At 61.8% G+C, this 18562-nt stretch carries 13 protein-coding genes and 3 pseudogenes; 3 read left to right on the top strand and 13 right to left on the bottom strand.

Going from position 1 to position 18562, the window contains the following annotated elements; translation table 11 throughout:
* Positions 1-9 precede the first annotated feature (9 nt).
* Positions 10-1422 (top strand): annotated as a pseudogene (gltX, locus tag ACZ1G8_RS13305) (glutamate--tRNA ligase); the annotation flags it as partial.
* A 37-nt stretch (positions 1423-1459) separates the two neighbouring features.
* The gene (locus ACZ1G8_RS13310) at positions 1460-2746 is read left to right on the top strand and encodes a citrate synthase (protein ID WP_472679805.1); all 1287 of its coding nucleotides are present in this window, start codon (positions 1460-1462) and stop codon (positions 2744-2746) included.
* A gap of 51 nt (positions 2747-2797) precedes the next feature.
* On the opposite strand, the gene ACZ1G8_RS13315 is transcribed toward ACZ1G8_RS13310, so the two are convergent.
* Genes ACZ1G8_RS13315 through ACZ1G8_RS13330 form a run of 4 tightly spaced genes read right to left on the bottom strand, consistent with a single transcriptional unit; the run spans position 2798 to position 6384 of the window.
* A complete protein-coding gene (locus ACZ1G8_RS13315; RefSeq protein WP_472679806.1) occupies positions 2798-4069 on the bottom strand; it encodes a sensor histidine kinase in 1272 nt (423 codons plus the stop codon).
* On the bottom strand, positions 4044-4175 hold the full coding sequence (locus ACZ1G8_RS13320) for a hypothetical protein (protein ID WP_472679807.1): 132 nt from the start codon (positions 4173-4175) through the stop codon (positions 4044-4046). The genes ACZ1G8_RS13315 and ACZ1G8_RS13320 overlap by 26 nt, the downstream gene beginning before the upstream one ends.
* Positions 4172-5119: a hypothetical protein gene (locus ACZ1G8_RS13325; RefSeq protein ID WP_472679808.1), complete on the bottom strand. Its 948-nt coding sequence runs from the start codon at positions 5117-5119 to the stop codon at positions 4172-4174. Before ACZ1G8_RS13325 ends, ACZ1G8_RS13320 begins: the two co-directional genes overlap by 4 nt.
* Before the next feature lie 53 nt (positions 5120-5172).
* Entirely contained in the window at positions 5173-6384 is a 1212-nt protein-coding gene (locus tag ACZ1G8_RS13330) for a hypothetical protein (RefSeq protein WP_472679809.1), read from the bottom strand.
* A gap of 150 nt (positions 6385-6534) precedes the next feature.
* Here ACZ1G8_RS13330 and ACZ1G8_RS13335 point away from each other — a divergent pair, with 150 nt between their 5' ends.
* Positions 6535-9177 carry a coiled-coil domain-containing protein gene (locus tag ACZ1G8_RS13335; RefSeq protein ID WP_472679810.1) on the top strand — a complete coding sequence of 881 codons (2643 nt, stop codon included), beginning with the start codon at positions 6535-6537 and terminating at the stop codon, positions 9175-9177.
* A gap of 4 nt (positions 9178-9181) precedes the next feature.
* On the opposite strand, the gene ACZ1G8_RS13340 is transcribed toward ACZ1G8_RS13335, so the two are convergent.
* From ACZ1G8_RS13340 to ACZ1G8_RS13380, 9 genes and pseudogenes are all read right to left on the bottom strand, one after another.
* Positions 9182-9454 (bottom strand): DUF1467 family protein, encoded by a 273-nt coding sequence (locus tag ACZ1G8_RS13340; protein WP_472681262.1) that lies wholly within the window; start codon positions 9452-9454, stop codon positions 9182-9184.
* Between the two features lie 14 nt (positions 9455-9468).
* On the bottom strand, positions 9469-11127 hold the full coding sequence (locus ACZ1G8_RS13345) for a ribonuclease J (RefSeq protein ID WP_472679811.1): 1659 nt from the start codon (positions 11125-11127) through the stop codon (positions 9469-9471).
* Complete coding sequence (locus ACZ1G8_RS13350; RefSeq protein ID WP_472679812.1) at positions 11124-11900, bottom strand: type III pantothenate kinase; 777 nt, start codon at positions 11898-11900, stop codon at positions 11124-11126. The genes ACZ1G8_RS13345 and ACZ1G8_RS13350 overlap by 4 nt, the downstream gene beginning before the upstream one ends.
* Before the next feature lie 3 nt (positions 11901-11903).
* The gene (locus tag ACZ1G8_RS13355) at positions 11904-12626 is read right to left on the bottom strand and encodes a biotin--[acetyl-CoA-carboxylase] ligase (protein ID WP_472679813.1); all 723 of its coding nucleotides are present in this window, start codon (positions 12624-12626) and stop codon (positions 11904-11906) included.
* Positions 12623-14076 (bottom strand): annotated as a pseudogene (gene nuoN / locus ACZ1G8_RS13360) (NADH-quinone oxidoreductase subunit NuoN). Before nuoN ends, ACZ1G8_RS13355 begins: the two are co-directional and overlap by 4 nt.
* Positions 14076-15621, bottom strand: a pseudogene (locus ACZ1G8_RS13365) (NADH-quinone oxidoreductase subunit M). Before ACZ1G8_RS13365 ends, nuoN begins: the two co-directional pseudogenes overlap by 1 nt.
* Complete coding sequence (gene nuoL / locus ACZ1G8_RS13370) at positions 15621-17615, bottom strand: NADH-quinone oxidoreductase subunit L (protein WP_472679814.1); 1995 nt, start codon at positions 17613-17615, stop codon at positions 15621-15623. The pseudogene ACZ1G8_RS13365 and the gene nuoL overlap by 1 nt, the downstream one beginning before the upstream one ends.
* A gap of 6 nt (positions 17616-17621) precedes the next feature.
* Positions 17622-17927 (bottom strand): NADH-quinone oxidoreductase subunit NuoK, encoded by a 306-nt coding sequence (gene nuoK / locus ACZ1G8_RS13375; RefSeq protein ID WP_221428376.1) that lies wholly within the window; start codon positions 17925-17927, stop codon positions 17622-17624.
* On the bottom strand, positions 17924-18544 hold the full coding sequence (locus ACZ1G8_RS13380; RefSeq protein WP_472679815.1) for an NADH-quinone oxidoreductase subunit J: 621 nt from the start codon (positions 18542-18544) through the stop codon (positions 17924-17926). Before ACZ1G8_RS13380 ends, nuoK begins: the two co-directional genes overlap by 4 nt.
* Positions 18545-18562 lie beyond the last annotated feature (18 nt).

An 18562-nucleotide genomic window follows, 5' to 3' on the forward strand; every position in this document is an offset into this window, starting at 1 on the left:
GACGAGGGAATGGCAAGCGAAACCGGCAAACAGGTCGTCACGCGGTTCGCACCCTCGCCCACGGGTTTCCTCCACATCGGAGGTGCGCGTACGGCGCTGTTCAACTGGCTCTATGCCCGCCACCACGGCGGCAAGGCACTGCTGCGTATTGAAGATACCGACCGCAAGCGCAGCACCCAGGAAGCCATCGACAAGATCATCGAAGGTCTCGACTGGCTGGGCCTCGACTTCGACGAGCCTCCGGTGTTCCAATCCGACCGCGCGGCTCGCCATGCAGAGGTGGCAAACCAGCTTCTCGAAGCCGGCCACGCCTACAAATGTTTCGCGACGCCAGAAGAACTCGAGGAAATGCGCGCCGAGCAGCGCGCGAACAAACAGCCCATGCGCTACGATCGCCGTTGGCGCGATCGCGACGAGAGTGAAGCACCTGCCGGTGCCCCCTATGTGATCCGCCTCAAGGTTCCCACCGAAGGCGAAACCGTCATCGAAGACGAGGTCCAGGGCAAGGTCACCGTCAAGAACGCGGAAATCGACGATTACGTCCTGCTTCGCGCCGATGGCACGCCGACATACATGCTCGCCGTGGTCGTCGACGACCACGATATGGGCGTCACTCACATCATCCGCGGCGACGACCATCTCAATAACGCATTCCGCCAGCTTCCCGTCATCCGCGCGATGAATGAGATCGAGGGAAGCTGGCCCGATCCTATCTACGCGCACGTACCGCTGATCCACGGATCGGACGGAGCCAAGCTTTCCAAGCGCCATGGAGCGGTCGGCGTTGAAGCTTATCGCGACGAGGAAGGCGTGCTTCCCGAAGCGCTGTTCAATTACCTTCTGCGCCTTGGCTGGGGCCATGGCGATCGCGAGGAAATCACGCGGGAAGAGGCGATCCAACTGTTCGATCTCGATGGTGTCGGAAAAAGCCCCTCGCGTTTCGACATCAAGAAGCTCCAGAACCTGAACGGCCACTACATTCGCGAGGCCGACGATGCCCGGCTTGCCGCGCTGGTCGCCGCGAAGCTCGGTCCCGACGCGGACGAGGCGCTCCTGACCGAGGCGATGCCCGTGCTCAAGACGCGCGCGCGCAGCATCAACGAACTGGCTGATGGCGCAGCGTTTCTTTTCCAGAAGCGCCCCCTCGAAATGACCGAGAAAGCCGCCGGCCTCCTCGACGACGAAGCCCGAGACAGGCTTAGCGGTTTGTCTAAGGTTCTTGCCGAGGAAAATGACTGGACAATCGAGGCTCTCGAAGCCACTACGAAATCGTATGCCGAACAGCTCGAACTGGGCCTCGGCAAGCTGGCGCAACCCATGCGGGCCGCGCTGACGGGCACCACCACATCGCCCGGAATTTTCGACGTACTGGTCCTGCTGGGCAAGGAAGAGTCACTCGCGCGTATCGACGCGCAGGCTTCCCCGCAGGCAAGGAATAAGACGGACCAAGGAGACACGCGTGGCCGACAAGCAGGCAACTCTCAACATCGGCGATCAGGCCCAGGACTTCCCCGTTCTCGAGGGAAGCGTCGGACCCGACGTTATCGACATTCGCAAGCTTTACGGCACGACCGGCAAGTTCACCTACGATCCGGGCTACAAGTCGACGGCCAGCTGCGAAAGCGCGCTGACCTATATCGATGGCGAAGAAGGCGTACTGCTCCACCGCGGCTACCCGATCGGCCAGCTGGCCGAGCATTCAAGCTTCATGGAAGTAGCTTACCTGCTGCTCAACGGCGAGCTGCCGAGCCAGGAAGAACTGACTGAATTCGACTACACGATCACGCGCCACACTATGGTGCATGACCAGCTCCGTCAGTTTTATCAGGGCTTCCGCCGCGATGCTCACCCCATGGCCATCATGTGCGGTGTCGTCGGCGCGCTCTCGGCGTTCTATCACGACAGCACCGACATCTCGGATCCCGAGCACCGCAAGATCTCGAGCCACCGCCTGATCGCCAAGATGCCGACCATTGCTGCGATGGCTTACAAGTATGCAGTCGGTCAGCCCTTCCTGCAGCCGAAGAACGACCTCAGCTACACTGGCAACTTCCTGCGCATGACCTTCGGTGTCCCGGCCGAGGAATATGAAGTGCACCCCGCCATCGAGAAGGCGATGGACCGCATCTTCATCCTTCACGCCGACCACGAGCAGAACGCATCGACCTCGACCGTCCGCCTGGCTGGTTCGTCGGGTGCGAACCCCTTCGCATGTATCGCAGCGGGCATCGCCTGCCTGTGGGGCCCGGCGCATGGCGGCGCCAACGAAGCGGCGCTCAACATGCTGCAGGAAATCGGTTCGCCCGATCGCATCCCGCACTACATTGAGCGTGCGAAGGACAAGAACGACCCGTTCCGCCTGATGGGCTTCGGTCACCGCGTCTACAAGAACTACGACCCGCGTGCGACCGTGATGCAGCAGACGCTGCGCGAAGTCTTCGAAGCGCTGAACGTAAACGACCCGGTCTTCGAGACCGCTCTCCAGCTGGAAGAGCTCGCTCTCAACGACGACTACTTCAAGGAAAAGAAGCTTTTCCCGAACGTCGACTTCTACTCGGGCATCATCCTGAACTCGATCGGCTTCCCGACCACGATGTTCACTGCGCTCTTCGCCCTTGCCCGCACCGTGGGCTGGGTTGCTCAGTGGAACGAGATGATCTCGGATCCCGGCCAGGTCATCGGCCGCCCGCGCCAGCTCTACACTGGTCCGACCGAACGCGACTACGTTCCGATCGGCCAGCGCTGATAGCGAAACGTATAAAACGGATCAGGGGCGCTTCGGCGCCCCTTTTTCGTATCAGCGTTCTTCGGTGCCGCCGTTTTCGTCGACCGGTACCGAAAGGGTGAAACGCGCACCCTGCCCCGGCGCACTTTCGACTGTCAGGTCCCCGCCCATGGCGCGCGCAATCCGGCGCGAGATGTAGAGGCCGAGGCCCGACCCGCCGTCGCCGTGCTTGCCGAGGCGTTCGAACTTCTCGAACACTTTCTTCTGCTGTTCATCGTCGAGGCCGTGGCCCTGGTCGGCGACTGTCACAAGGGCGCGGCTACCGATCCGGTCCAGCCTGACCCAGACCCGACTCTCCTCAGGAGAATAGCGGATGGCGTTACCGATCAGGTTGAGGAGAACCTGCAGGACACGGCGGAATTCGGCCGTTGCTGGCTGGCTCTCGCCGTCGACCGGCGGCTCCAGCTTGATCTTCTTTTCGGCAGCCCTCACGCCGAGTATACCGCATGCCCTGCGCGCAACATCGGCAAGATCGATACGATCAGGTGCAGTCGTGAAGTCCTCTGCCTCGACCACTTCGAGGTCCGACAGGTCGTCGATGAGCGCCAGCAAATGCTGCCCCGCGCTCGCGATGTCGCCTGCGTAATCGGCGTATTCGTCTGCCAGCGGACCTGCGAGCTTGGTCCTGATCGTTTCGGCATTCGCGATAATGCGATTGATCGGCTGACGCAGGACCGGTGTAAGTTCGCGGCCAAGCGACGGGGTCCTGCCTCCGCCGGCATTCTCGATTGCGGCAAGCGGTTGTGCCGCGCTCAGGTAGAGCACGAATCCGGCGCTACCGGGTTCCGGCTTGCCAAGCGGTTCGAGGTGGGCCGTCCAACGACGGCGTGAACCCGCGATGGTGCATTCGGCCCCATCGAGCAGGCGCCAGTTCATGGGCTGTTCGTGCGCAATACCGGGCAGGTCCACGAAATCGGTCCAGGGCTTGCCAATGTCCGCACGAACTGCATCGGCCAGGTCGGTCAGATCCTCTGCATCGGTTTCGATAGACAGGATCCGCTGCTGCGGATCGAGATGCGCCGAACATTCGGCGAGATGCCGATCGATCTCGGCCCTGCGCCGATGGACATCCTCCTCGGTCTGGACAGGCGCGTCTTCGACCTTCCAGCTGGAAATCGAGATATCGGCACCCTCGCTTTCGCCCTTCAGGGGAGCGATTTCGGCCCATGCCGTGATCCTGTCATCGCCCGCGACTGCCCGAAACTGCCTAGCCAGCCTCAAGCCGTACTCGCGCGATTTAGTCACCAGGGCGAGCAGTTCAGGGATTGCGAGCGTCTTGCCCACTCCCCCCACAAGCCTCGTTCAGCGCGGCGAGTTCGCCTTCCACCTCGATGACGCGGTCTTCGCCGTCGGTCCGGGCGCGGGAAAAGCTCTGGACGGATGCGCTCATCGCTTCGCCCCCGGGTTACCGGCCGACGATAGCAGGTCCCTCGCCTCGCGCTGGCTCATTTCCGCAAGACCGGCGATGGGCGCGCCTCCGGGATGGAGCATGAGCAGGAGCTCGTCGACCTGTCCTGCCTCCATGCCTGCAGCCCTAAGGCTCAGCGCCAAACGAACGGCCTGCTTGCCATGACTTGCGAGAACCGCGAGATCACGGGACAGCGAGGATAGTGCGGCAAGCGCCGAGAAGAACAGGCCGCAGCCTGCATCTTCGATGACCAGCGCGGCCTTTGCACGATCACCGAGCGCGGAAACAAGTCGCGCGAAGAGCGCAAGACGCCCTGCACTCTCGTCATAGGTCGACCGCAAGCGGGTTTCTGCACGCGAAACTGCGTCCGATTGACCGTCACCACAGTAGTCCCGCCACGCAAGAAGCGTGCGATGGAAAAGGTCGCCCGTCAGTTCACCGAGAGGAAGCTCCATACGGCGCTGAGCCTGGGCATATCGGGCCTGGGCGGCAAGCGCAGCCATGGCTCCGGAAGAAATCCAGCCATCCGCATCGGCAATCATGCGCTGCATGAGCCCGGAAAGCACGGGATCGAGACCCAGCTGGCCCTCCAGACGCTCGGTCAGCTGCCATTCGATGGCCAGGGCATGGCAATGGAGAAGCAAGTCCGGGAAGGTTTGCAGGTGCTCGCGCAGCGCTTCCCCGTGACGCTCCACGAAGGCATCGCGGCCACTTTCGCCGGTCGCTTCGGCCTGCGCCCTGAGAATTTGACGAGCGAGATCGGCCACCATCCCGCGGACACGGGCAACGATCTCGTCGCTAAAAAGAGAGTGGTCGGGGGCCGACAGCAGGTGCCCGAGAATAGGCTCGATACCCGCCAGCGTCGCATCGGCGCGCGCCAACGCTTCGCGCAGCCCGCTTGCGCCCTTGCTTTCGGCGTTATCCATGGGTGGTAGCCCGTCCATCGTGCGCGTGTAGCACCCACATGGTTAAGCCGCCGTTATTTATCCTGAAAGGGCGCGAAATACCTGCTGACGAGCACAATAAGGGCAAGAACTGCCGAGACTTCCAGCGAAATCCCGCCGAAAGCCGCCCCTGCGAGCAGGAGGCACAGCAGTATGCGATCGCCGAAAGTCGAATGCCATTTCTCGCTCCCGAACTTCTCCGAGAGGCGAAGCAGGCCGATCAACGTGATCGGTACGAAACCGCGGAGCAGCCCGTATTCCTCGGGCGAACCAAGGTAGAGCAGGAACACGATGACCGGATCGAGGCCCAAGTCGAGGACTCGGTGCAAAAGGCTGGGCTTTGCCTCTGGTTTTCCCAGCTGTGCGACCCTTTCGACGACCCGTCCCATGCGCGCGAAAAGCGCCGATGCGGAAGCAAACGCCAGCCCTAGAGCCGGTGCAAAATAGCCTCCTAAACCGACCGCCATAAGCGCGAATAGTCCGGCAGCGATGGTCGCACTCCGCTCTGCTCCCCTCCCCACGACGTCGCGAGCGAGCCTTGCACCGGCATATTCGGCGACTGCCAGCCCCGGGGCGGCGAAGGAAACTGGCTCGCGCTGGGCATCGATCCATTTCTTTTCGCGGGCTGCGAGGGCGGAAGGATCGGGATCGATGTGCCATTCCTGGTCTTCGATCAACGCGCGATCGAGCGGCACTACCCGTGTCCCGGTCTGCAGCGCCAGACGCATCAGGGCTGATGGTGCATCGACGTCATCGGGCAGGTTACCCAATGTCTTGATCAACTTGCCCGGGATCAGCATCACACCGCTCCAAGCAAACTCGAGGTCAATCCGCTCGTAGCCAAGCGGAACCGCGATATCGGCCGGCATGGCCAGCACGCCCTGCCGTTTGAGGTTTGCCTCCGCGGCATCGAAGTCGGGCAGGACACCCGACGCCATGACCAGCAATTCATCTTCTTCGCCTACGAGCGAGAAAAGGCGAGCAGGCTCACGGACGTGAACGAACTTGATCCCGGCATCCTGGGCCCTGCGCTGCAACTCGATGACTTCGCGCTCGACGCTGTCGACGAAACAGGCGATTTGCGTGCACCCCATCTTCAGGGCGAGATCGAGCTGCCGCTCGACGACCATCGCTCCCGCATAGGTACGGAAAGCGGGTCGCACCAATCCTCCCTCGGGATTTCTCTCGAGCGTCGACAGCAATGCGATGCGCAAACGGAATACTCCCTCGGGTCCGATAGCGGTCATAGAGATGCAGTGGCCCTGCTGCCAAGCCGTGTTATCGGCGCTTTGCCCGATTGCCGGCATCGCTCGCACAACCCGCCGCAAAACACCCTTGCGGCAACCCTATGGTTAATCGGGGCTTTATGACACGAGCGAATGTGGTAAATCGCAGGCATGAACAAGCGCTCGCACATCTCGGTCGTCGAAGGGCAACAGGCCCCCGGCGAAGACCCCGTCGAAAACGCCGAGGTTTCCACCCAGCCCTTGGATACGGAGACCGAGGAGCTTTCCGAAGACGAGTTCGTCGAAGAGGCAGAATGGTACGAGGAGGTTACGCCCCGACGCCATCGCGGCTGGGTTGTGCCGACCATTGCGATCATCGTGATCCTGGGCTGGACCGGATTTTTCGGCTGGACCAATCAAACGGAGATGCTTGCCGGCGCTGGCCCGCAGCAATGGATCGACTGGATTACTTCCTGGGCTGTGCCAGTATTGCTCGTAGTGGGTTTGTGGATCTTGGCTACTCGCAATTCCGCTCATGAAGCCAAACGCTTCGGCGACGTAGCTCGCACCCTTTCTGAAGAGTCGCAGAACCTCGAGAACCGCCTCGCCGTGGTGAACCGCGAGCTCAGTCTTGCTCGCGAATTCCTCGGCAGCCAGACCCGTGATCTCGAGTATCTCGGGCGCAGCGCCACCGAGCGAATTGCCGAGAACGCAGACCGGTTGCAGGAGCTGATCAGGGGCAATGGCGAACAGGTCGATGCGATTGCGAGCGTGAGCCAGACTGCCCTCGAGAACATGAGCAGCCTTCGGGACGACCTGCCCGTGATCGCGAGCTCGGCAAAGGATGTCACCAACCGGATCGGTAGCGCCGGACGCGAGGCAAAGGAACAGGTCGATGCCCTCGTCGACAGCTTTGCCCTGCTCGAGGAGCATGGCGAACGCAGCGAGCAGCGCATCGCTGCAGTACGTGGCAGTGTCGATACGGCCATGACCGCATTCAGCGAGCAGGCTGGGGATCTCGAAAAACTTGCCAAACAGCGCTTTGCCACGCTGAGAGAAGAAAGCGCTGCGTTCCGCGAGGAGCTGCAGGGTCAGGAAATCGAAGCGCTAGCCGCCCTGAATGCTCGCTCGATAACGCTTCGAAGCGAAATCGCCGAAGTTCACAAGCAGGCCAGTGCCGACGAGGAGCTTGCCCTTGCTACCATGCGCGAGCGGATCGGTACCCTTCGAAACGAAGCCATGGAGATCGCCCGCTCTGTCCGCGAAGGCGAGGATGCCGCCATGGGCGCCTGGTCGACTCAGATCGACGGAATGCGCACGCGACTTACCGAAGCCGTCGACGAGATCAGGCAGATCGACGAGGCAGCACTCGAAGCGGCAAACGCCAAGCTTGCCGCGCTCCACGAGGAAGCTGCTCGCGTCGATCAGAGGATTACCGAGCGCAACCGGCTGTTCGAGAACGAAACCCAGCAACGCACGGACAAGATGACCGAGGCGCAGGACGCCATGCTGGCGAAGCTTCAGGAAAAGCTGGCCATTCTCGACGAGGCTATCGCGGAGCGCCGTGAAGCCCAGATTGCCCAGATCGCAGCGCTCACAGAGGAAGGCGAAGCTCTGGGCGAGCGCATTGGCGCGCTCGGCGAGACCTTCTCCAACATCGCGGCACACGGGCACCAGGCGCGTGAAGCCGTTGCTGGCGGCATCGATGCGCTTGATGCGCAGCTTCGCGAGAGCCGCGAAGCGCTCGAGGGCACCGACCAAGATATCGCCCGCCTTACCGATTCAAGCGTCCGCCTGCTCGAACTGATCCAGGCGAGCGCGAAGCACAGCAAGGATGATTTGCCGGTGGCGATGGAAGCCTCGGAGAGCCGCCTTGCAGAAATCGAACGGCGCGCGGGAGACGTCCGCGAACTTCTCGAGCAGGCCCGTAAGACGGGCGACGCGCTAACTGAAGGCATGGGATCGATCGAAGAGCGCACCCGGCTTGCGATGGAAGGCTTCGATACCTTCCAGTCGAACTTCGGCGAAACCGCGAGCGCGCAGATCAACAGCGTCGAGAGACTGCGTGCCGGTCTCGTGGAGCTCTCGCATGAGAGCACCCAGCTTGCTGCGCACGTCCAGGGCGAACTGCGCGATGCCATCAGCCAGCTGGAAGACAAGGCCCGCGCATCGCTTGCAGCGATCGAGCAGGAACAGGCGCACCGTATCGCCCAGATTTCCGACAAGATCGGTGAAGAGAGCATCACAGCGGTCGAGAAGGCACTCACCGACAAGACGCAGGATGCGATCGCCCAGCTGGACGAGGCACGCCAGCGCTCGAACGAAGCCGCCAAGGCCATGACGCAGCAGCTTCGTGACCAACTCGGCAGGCTCAACGATCTCACGACCAATCTCGAATCCCGCATTGCCCATGCCCGTGACAAGGCGACGGACAATGTGGATGGCGATTTCGCCCGCCGTGTGGCGCTCATTACCGAGAGCCTGAACTCGAGCTCGATCGATATTGCGAAAGCGCTCTCCAGCGAGGTGACCGACACCGCATGGGCCAGCTATCTGCGCGGCGATCGGGGTATCTTCACGCGCCGAGCGGTGCGCCTCATCGACAATAGCGAAGCAAGGGATATCGCCGAGCTATACGACGCCGACGCCGACTTCCGCGAACACGTGAACCGGTACATTCACGACTTCGAGGCCATGCTCCGCACCCTGCTCTCCACACGCGACGGCAACGCGGTAAGCGTGACGCTGCTGTCGAGCGATATGGGCAAGCTTTACGTGGTGCTGGCACAGGCCTTGGAGCGATTGCGCCAGTAACGGATCAGTTCGGGTCCGGGCCGATGAACATCAGGTCGTCCGGCGTGATCCATCCATACTCGTAATTCAGCACGTAGAGCGTGCACAGGATCGTCGCGAGCACCGTCGCCCGCATCGCGACGCGCTTGGGCTGGAAATTTGCCGGAGCACTGTCGGCTTGGCCGGGGACCTTGGCGATCCCTGCCTCGTCATGCGTTTGCACGCCGAATGGCAGCATGATGAAGGCGCTGACCACCCAGAACAGGATGTAGATCGCGACGATCGACGTCCATTCCATCGGAAGGGATATGCTCATGGCTGCAGCCTCGAAGGCAGTAGCACACGCACTTGCGGGCGTTTGCCGGACCAGCGCTGAGCCGCTCTGCGTGCGGCTAGGCGAGCTGCCTCGTGTACAGCCTGAGCCGAGCGTCCGTCCTTGCCCTTGAGCCGTTTGATTGCGGTCGCGATGTCCTGCCGGGCCTCGGCCAGAAAATCTTCGTAATCCTCGTCCAGCGGAAGACCGAGGCTGTCGATCAGCGGGTTGAGCTGGTCATCCAGCGCAACGATCACGACACCTTCGTTCATGATCCGGCGACGCATGACGATGCTGTCGCCATCTGCCGGAGCGATTATGTCTCCGTCCAGAACAAGCCGGCCTGCCCTTACCTCTGCAATCTTGCCCGGGGCGCCGGGCGCAAGCCGCACGATATCTCCGTTCTGCTGAACGACCGCATCGGGAATCGCGTTCGCGATGCCAAGGCGCGCCTGTTCCTGCATGTGACGCATCTCGCCATGGACAGGAACGAGGATGTCCGGGCGCAGCCAGCTATAAAGCGCCTCCAGTTCGGGCCTGCCGGGATGCCCAGAAACGTGGATCATGCTCTGGCGGTCGGTGACCATGGTCACACCCTTGGCAGCAAGGCGGTTCTGCACTGCGCCGATCGAAAGTTCGTTCCCCGGAATCTGGCGGCTGGAGAACAGCACCACGTCGCCGGGGACCAATTCGAGCGGATGATTGTCTTCCGAAATGCGCGACAGCGCCGCGCGGGGCTCACCCTGCCCGCCTGTGGCGAGAATGAGCACTTCACCGCGAGGCAAGCCCATCGCGGTATCGAAATCGACCGGCTCCGGGAAATCGGTGAGATAGCCGTTCTCCTGCGCCACATCGATGATCCGGTCGAGCGAACGCCCCGCAACACAGACCTGCCTGCCCGTTTCGCGGGCCACCTCGCCCAGCGTATGCAGGCGAGCGACGTTGCTGGCGAAGGTGGTGACGAGAACACGCTTGCCGGAATGCCGCTGGACCTCTTCCAGCAATCCCTTGAAGACGGCACCCTCCGAGCCGCTCGGAGATGGATTGAAGACATTGGTGCTGTCGCAGACGAGCGCCAGGATGCCTTCGTCGCCGATCTCGGTGAGCTCTTTCTCGGTCGTCGGCTCTCCGATGATGGGATCCTCGTCGAGCTTCCAGTCCCCGGTATGGAAGATGCGCCCGTGCGGCGTGTCGATCAGCAGGGCGTTGCCTTCGGCAATCGAGTGCGCGAGCGGGATATAGGTTATGTCGAACGGCCCCACGCTGAACTTGCCGTGGTCCTCCTCGATGATGTGGACCTCGATCTCTCCCTCGAGATCGGCTTCCTCAAGCTTGCGTCGCACGAGTTCAGCGGTGAATGGCGTCGCATAGATCGGGACGCCGAGGTCCGCCGCAAAATAAGGGACGGCGCCAATGTGGTCCTCGTGCGCATGGGTGAGCACGATAGCTTCGAGATCCTTTGCGCGGTCCTCGATGAACTCGAGATCGGCGAAGACCAGGTCGACGCCGGGATACTGTCCGCCCGAAAAGGTCATGCCGAGATCGACCATGAGCCAGCGACCGTGGCAGCCATAGAGGTTGACGTTCATGCCAATCTCGCCCGACCCGCCAAGCGCGAGGAAAAGCAGTTCGTCTTCGGGGGTAAAATTCTTCTTCAAGGGGATGCGCGCTCCGCAAGGATGGCAAGACCGTCGAGCGTGAGGTCGCTATCGACCTCGTCGAACATGTCGGTATTTTCGTCAAACAATAGGGCGAGACCGCCAGTGGCCACGACGCGCGCCGGACGACCGATCTCGGACTTCATGCGCGCCACCAGTCCCTCGATCAGGGCCACATAACCCCAGAACACACCAATGAGCATCTGGTCTTCGGTGTTCCGGCCGATAACGCTTTTGCTCGACGGTTTCTCGATCGCGATGCGAGGCAGCTTCGCAGTGTTCCCGACCAGTGCGTCGAGCGAAAGGTTGATGCCCGGTGCGATAATGCCGCCCTTGTAGGCACCGTTGAAGTCCACCGCATCGATGGTGGTCGCCGTGCCGAAATCGATAACGATCAGGTCGCCTTCGTACTTCTCGTGGGCGGCAATGGTATTGAGTGCCCGGTCTGCGCCAAGCGAACGCGGTTCGTCGACATCTACCTCAATACCCCAGTCCGCCTCGCCCGCGCCGGCGATCATCGGCTCGACATCAAAGTACTTGCGAGAAAGGACACTGAGATTGTGGATCGAGCGCGGGACCACCGAACCGATGATAATCTGGTCGATATCCTCACGCGTGTAGCCTTCGATCGCGAGAAGCTGGAGCAACCAGACCGCATATTCGTCACCGGTACGACGGGCATCGGTGGCGATGCGCCAGCGCGCCTTGATCTCGCGCCCCTCGAACAGGGCAAAAACCACATTGGTGTTTCCGACATCGGCCGCAAGCAGCATGGCTCAGCCCTCCTCTTCCGCAAGCATCACGTCTCCGGCATGGATGACACGCTCCTCGCCTCCCGCCAAGCGAAGACGCAAGGCACCGGCTTCGGTCAATCCAGCGAATGCGCCCGTGATAGGTTCCTCGCCAGGTGGATGGACATTGAGCGGGGTACCATGCCCATGTGCAATGCTTTCCCAGCGGCGCACCAGCGGGTCGAGGCCGTAGGTACGCCATCGCTCCAGCTCGCGGTCGAATCCGCTGGCCAGCGAACTGGCAAAGGTGTCGCGATCTGGGGCCGGCCCGTAAGACGATAAGGCCACGGTCCGGCGATCGGACAATTCGGGAGCCGCGGCGAGATTTACACCGATGCCTACAATAATCGCGTCACCTTCGCGCTCCAGCAGGATCCCGGCAAGCTTCGCACCGCCCAGCATGAGATCGTTGGGCCATTTCAGCGACAGATTGCCCGGCGTCGAGATGAGCGGGACCACGGCCTCGTAGAGAGCCACACCCGCCAGCAACGCCAAGCTCGCAGGCGCAGGATCGCGTTCATGCGGCCGGACGATAGTCGAACCCATGAAATTGCCGTGACCGTCGAACCAGGTGCGGCCCTGCCTACCCCGCCCCGCCGTCTGGCGATCGGCGACGAGCCAGTATCCCTCACCCAGAGCTTCGCCCGCGCGCAGTCGCGCGGCGAGGTCCGCATTGGTGCTGCCGGTTTCTGGTACCGTGTGGATCAAGCGCCCAGGAACAGCGCCTGCGCTGCCGCATCCGCCGCTGTGCCGAGCCAGGAGTCAGCAGGTAGCCGAGGGGCGAAATGATCAGGACGCACAGGCCGAGAACGACCCAGTGCGATAGCGGTGCCTTAGCAGGTGCTTCGCCCTTCGCCTCATCGAAGAACATCACCTTGACGAACTTGATGTAGTAGAAGGCGCCTATCACGCTGGTGGCGATACCGATGGCGGCCAGAGCGATCATGTCCGCCTGGACAGCGGCTTGGAAGACAACGAACTTGCCCCAGAAGCCGAATAGCGGCGGAATGCCGGCAAGGCTGAACATGAGCGCGAGCAGGCACCACGCGAGTGCCGGGCTGCGCGTGGCAAGGCCGCTGATGTCATCGAAGGTCGCGAGGGGCTTACCCTCTGCATCGCGAAGCATGAGCAGGGCAACGAAGCTGCCGATCGTCATGAAGACGTAGATGAACAGGTAGACCAGCACACCCGAAACGCCAGCGGCAGTTGCCGCTGCAAGACCGATCAGGATGAATCCGACGTTGTTGATCGACGAGTATGCCAGCAGTCGCTTGAGGTTCTGCTGGCCGATCGCACCGAGGGCACCCACCACGATCGACGCGAGCGCCGCGAAGATCACGATCTGCTGCCATGCTTCTACCTGGCCACCGAAGGGCGATGTCACCATGCGGACCATCATCGCAACTGCGGCCACCTTAGGCGCGCTCGCGAAGAATGCGGTGACCGTGGTCGGCGCGCCTTCATAGACGTCGGGCGTCCACATGTGGAACGGCACGGCGGCGATCTTGAATGCCATACCCGCCAGCACGAACACGACGCCGAACATCGCGCCGGTCGCGAAATCGGCAGTGAATGCCGCGCGGATACCGTCGTAGCTGGTAGTGCCGGAGAAGCCGTAGACGAGGCTAACACCATAGAGGATAATGCCCGAGGCGAGGCCGCCGAGGATGAAGTACTTGAGGCCCGCTTCGCTGGACTTCTCGTCCTTGCGCGCAAAGCTGGCGAGCACGTAGCTCGAAAGGCTCGAAAGCTCGAGACCGACATAGAGCGCCATCAGGTCGACGGCGGAGACCATGATGCCCATGCCGACAGCGTTGAAAAGCAGCAGGACGGCATATTCACCGCGGTAGCCACCACGCCCCTCGAAATAGCGGGGCGCAACGATCAGGCAGGCAATGGTCGCAAGATAGATCAGCGCCTTTGCGAAGAGCGCGAACCCGTCGACACGGATAAGGCCTCCGAATGCTTCGGCCGGGACGCCGCCATTGGGCAGCGACACCGAAAAGATCAGCGCACCGAACAGTGCAGCGACGGCCGCGATGGTGATCCCGCGCACGGCTTTGGCGCCGGTCCATGCCGTCACGAGCAGGAGGACAAGCGCAACGACCGAAAGGCCGATCTCGGCGGCGGTCAAGTGAAGCGAAGCTGCGTAGTCCATCAGTGCGCTCCCTCCTTGTCACCATCGTACTCGACGTAGTTGGCGGCCGTTTCACGCGGCGTTGCTACGGCGAGTTCGCTGTCATACTGCGGGGCAACGCTGGCAAGGCGGGCTTCGAGCGAAGCAATGTCTTGGCGCATGGGTGCAAGGAAGCTTTCCGGATAGACGCCCATCCACAGCACGGCGGCCGCGATCGGGGCGAGCATGGCCCATTCACGGGCATTAAGGTCGGGCATGGCTGCGGCATCGGCGTTCTTCTGGTCGCCGAACGCCACACGGCGATAGAGGTACAGCATGTAGGCTGCGCCGAGGATGATACCCGTGGTGCAGACCAGCGTCACGAAGGTCGAGACCTCGTAAATGCCGGCCAGCGCAAGGAATTCGCCGACGAAGTTGCTGGTCCCCGGCAGGCCGATCGAGGCCATGGTGAACAGCAGGAAGAACAGAGCATACTTCGGCATGTTGATCGACAGGCCACCGTAGCGCGCGATCTCGCGGGTGTGCAGGCGGTCGTAGATCACTCCGACGCACAGGAAAAGCGCGCCCGAGACGAGGCCGTGGCCGAGCATGACCATCATCGCGCCTTCGAGGCCCTGCACATTGAAAGCGAAAAGGCCGACGGTCACGATCGCCATGTGGGCGACAGAGGAATAGGCGATCAGCTTCTTCATGTCTTCCTGCACCAGCGCGACGAGCGATGTGTAGATCACCGCGACCATCGACAGGCCGAAGACCAGCCATGCAAGGTCCGCACTCGCGTCGGGGAACATGGGCAGGCTGAAGCGGATGAAGCCATAACCGCCGAGCTTAAGCAGGACGCCGGCGAGGATCACCGAACCGGCGGTCGGTGCCTGAACGTGGGCATCGGGCAGCCAGGTGTGAACAGGCCACATCGGCATCTTCACTGCGAAGCTGGCGAAGAATGCGAGCCACAGCCAGAACTGCGCGCCGACCGGGAAGTCGTACTGCATCAGGACCGGAATGCTAGACGTGCCCGCCTCGTTCACCATCCACAGCATCGCGATCAGCATCAGGACCGAGCCGAGCAGCGTGTAGAGGAAGAACTTATACGAAGCATAGATGCGATTATCGCCGCCCCACACGCCGATGATCAGGTACATCGGGATCAGGCCGGCCTCGAAAAAGATGTAGAACAGGAACAGGTCCTGTGCGGCGAAGACGCCGATCATCAGCACTTCCATGAGCAGGAAGGCGCTCATGTATTCACCGACGCGCTTGCTGATCGAGATCCCAGCTGGCGAGGATGCAGATCGGCATCAGGAAGACGCTGAGCATGATCAGCATCAGTGCGATGCCGTCGATGCCGAGAGCGTATTCAAACCCGGCGAAGAGCTGCAAGTTCTCCTGGAACTGCCACTGCGCGCCGCCGATATCGTAATTGATCCACAGCATCACGCCGAGCGCGAGGTCGATAAGCGTTGCGAACAGCGCGGTCATGCGCGCGGCAGGCGCGTCGAGGAACAGGCAGGCGATGGCCGCGATCAGCGGCACGGCGAGCATGAGCGAGAGGATGGGGAATTCCATCAGAAGAGCACCCAGGTGACAGCGGCGACGAGCCCGAGGAGCATCACCAGCGCATAGCTATAAAGATATCCGGTCTGGAACTTCTTGGCACCGACGGCGCCCTTTTCGACGACCCAGGCAACCCCGTTCGGACCGAAGCGGTCGATGGTGCCAATGTCGCCGAGTTTCCAGAACTGGCGGCCCAGCCAGAAGGCAGGGACGACGAAGAGGTAGTGGTAGAGCTCGTCGAAGTACCACTTGTTGTAGAAGAAGCGGTAGATCGGTCCGAGCTGCTCGGCTGCCTTGCCGGGGATCGTGGTGTCTTTGATATAGGCCAGCCACGCCACGAACAGGCCAATCAGCATGACCACGAAGGCAGCGTACTTCACCCAGTAAGGCACGGCATGCATGCGGTGGATCAGGTCTTCGTTGTAAAAGATCGAACCGTTCCAGAATGCTTCGCTATCGAGGAAGGTCGGCGCGAAGAGCTGGCCTGCCAGCACGGCACCGATCGAAAGCACGCCGAGCGGGATCAGCATGGAAAGCGGGCTCTCGTGCGGGTGATAGCCACCCGTCGTGTCCTCGCCGGCCTCTTCGGGCGTCTTGTGGACCGAATGCTGGATGTGCTCACTCTCGATCCAGCGCGGCTTGCCCCAGAAAGTGAGGAACATCAGGCGCCAGCTGTAGAAGCTGGTCAGCAGCGCGGCGAGCGTACCCATCCAGAAGGCGAAATTGCCGAGTTCTGTACCGCGTCCATAGGCCACCTCAAGGATCGCGTCCTTCGACCAGAAGCCGGCAAAGCCTGCACCCAGGTGATAGATGCCGACGCCGGTAATCGCCAGCGTACCGGCCATCATTGCCCAGAATGTGAGCGGGATTTCCTTACGCAGACCGCCGTAATAGCGCATGTCCTGCTCGTGATGCATCGCATGGATGACCGAGCCTGCACCAAGGAACAGCAGCGCCTTGAAGAAGGCGTGTGTGAACAGGTGGAACATGGCTGCGCCATAAGCGCCAACACCTGCTGCGAAGAACATATAGCCCAGCTGCGAACAGGTCGAATAGGCGATGACGCGCTTGATGTCCCACTGCGTCGTGCCGACTGTAGCGGCGAAGATACAGGTGGCGGCACCGATGAAAGTCACGAGGCCGAGCGCAACGGGTGCCGTCTCGAACATCGGCGACAGGCGAACCACCATGAACACGCCCGCGGTCACCATGGTCGCGGCGTGGATCAGTGCGGAAACCGGCGTCGGGCCTTCCATCGCGTCCGGCAGCCAGGTGTGCAGGCCGAGCTGTGCCGACTTGCCCATCGCGCCGATGAACAGGAGGATGCACAGGATATCCATCGTGTGCACGCGCATGCCGAGGAAGCCGATGGTCGCGCCGCTCATTCCAGGGGCCGCTTCGAGGATCTCGGGGATCGAGACCGTGCCGAACACCAGGAACGTGCCGAAGATACCGAGCATGAAGCCGAGGTCGCCTACGCGGTTGACCACGAAGGCCTTGATCGCGGCGGCGTTCGCGCTCGGCTTCTTGAACCAGAAACCGATCAGCAGGTAGCTGGCGAGGCCCACCCCTTCCCAACCGAAGAACATCTGGACGAGGTTATCGGCCGTCACCAGCATGAGCATGGCGAAGGTGAAGAGCGAGAGATATGCGAAGAAGCGCGGCTGGTCCGGGTCTTCCTCCATATAGCCCCAGCTATAGAGATGGACGAGCGCCGAAACGGTGTTGATCACCACCAGCATGACTGCGGTGAGCGTATCGACTCGCAGCGCCCAATCGAAGGCGAGATCGCCCGACTGCACCCACGTGAGGACGGGCACGACGGTCGCTTCGGCATTGCCGCTCACGAAGCCGAGGAAGATCGGCCAGCTCAGCAGCGCGCTGACGAACAGCGCCCCGGTGGTGATCGACTTGGCAAAGACGCTTGGCGCGCTCTTGTTGACGAGACCTGCGACGATGCTGGCAAGCAGCGGCAGGAAGACGATGGCGAGGATCTGGGCTTGCACTGGTGCTTATCCCTTCATCTGGTTCGCATCGTCGACCGCGATAGTGCCGCGGCCACGGAAGTAGATCATGAGGATGGCGAGACCGATCGCAGCTTCTGCCGCAGCAACGGTCAGGATGAACATCGCAAATACCTGGCCGACCAGGTCGCCGAGGAAGGCACTGAACGCGACCATGTTGATGTTCACCGCGAGCAGGATGAGCTCGATGGCCATCAGGATGATGATGATGTTCTTCCGATTGAGGAAGATGCCGAGGACGCCGAGCACGAAAAGCAGCGTGCTCACGACGACATAGTGTTCGATGCCGATCACAGCTCGACCCCCTTGCCCACTTCGGGCTGTTTCATGACGGTAGCCTCATCGGGATTGCGGCGGACCTGCTTGCCGATGTCCTGCTGCCCGCGCTTCGACTTGGAAGGACGGTGCGTCAGGACGATCGCGCCGATCATGGCGACCAGCAGGATGATGCCCGCAATCTCAAACAGGAAAATGTACTTCGTATAGAGCAGCGCGCCGATGGCGGCGGTGTTGCTTTCGACCATGGCAGGAGCATCGCTCGCCGCTGCCGTTCCGAGATCGATTGCCCCGGCTTGGTAGGCGCCGATGCCGAGAACCAGCTCAGCGAGCAGGATAAGCGCGATGGCGATGCCAAGCGGGAAGTTCTTCATAAAACCGGCGCGCATTGCTGCGACATCGATGTCGAGCATCATCACCACGAAGAGGAACAGCACTGCGACTGCGCCCACGTAGACGATGACCAGAAGCATCGCGATGAACTCGGCACCGACGAGCACCATGAGGCCTGCCGCGTTGAAGAAGGCGAGGATGAGCCACAGCACCGAGTGCACGGGATTGCGCGCCGTGATCACCATCACGGCCGATGCAATCATGAGCACCGCGAAGAGATAGAAGGCGAAAGTCTGGATCATAATGCCCCGGTTTCGGTT

The organism is Qipengyuania sp. BR81-2 (assembly GCF_055693895.1).

What these genes read in the sequence shown, in the direction of transcription:
- ACZ1G8_RS13350 (WP_472679812.1), bottom strand. Translation starts at nt 11,900, where the DNA reads ATGCTGCTTGCGGCCGATGTCGGAAACACCAATGTGGTTTTTGCCCTG.
- ACZ1G8_RS13325 (WP_472679808.1), bottom strand. Translation starts at nt 5,119, where the DNA reads ATGGATAACGCCGAAAGCAAGGGCGCAAGCGGGCTGCGCGAAGCGTTG.
- ACZ1G8_RS13340 (WP_472681262.1), bottom strand. Translation starts at nt 9,454, where the DNA reads ATGGAATGGACGTCGATCGTCGCGATCTACATCCTGTTCTGGGTGGTC.
- ACZ1G8_RS13320 (WP_472679807.1), bottom strand. Translation starts at nt 4,175, where the DNA reads ATGAGCGCATCCGTCCAGAGCTTTTCCCGCGCCCGGACCGACGGCGAA.
- ACZ1G8_RS13380 (WP_472679815.1), bottom strand. Translation starts at nt 18,544, where the DNA reads ATGATCCAGACTTTCGCCTTCTATCTCTTCGCGGTGCTCATGATTGCA.
- ACZ1G8_RS13330 (WP_472679809.1), bottom strand. Translation starts at nt 6,384, where the DNA reads ATGACCGCTATCGGACCCGAGGGAGTATTCCGTTTGCGCATCGCATTG.
- ACZ1G8_RS13335 (WP_472679810.1), top strand. Translation starts at nt 6,535, where the DNA reads ATGAACAAGCGCTCGCACATCTCGGTCGTCGAAGGGCAACAGGCCCCC.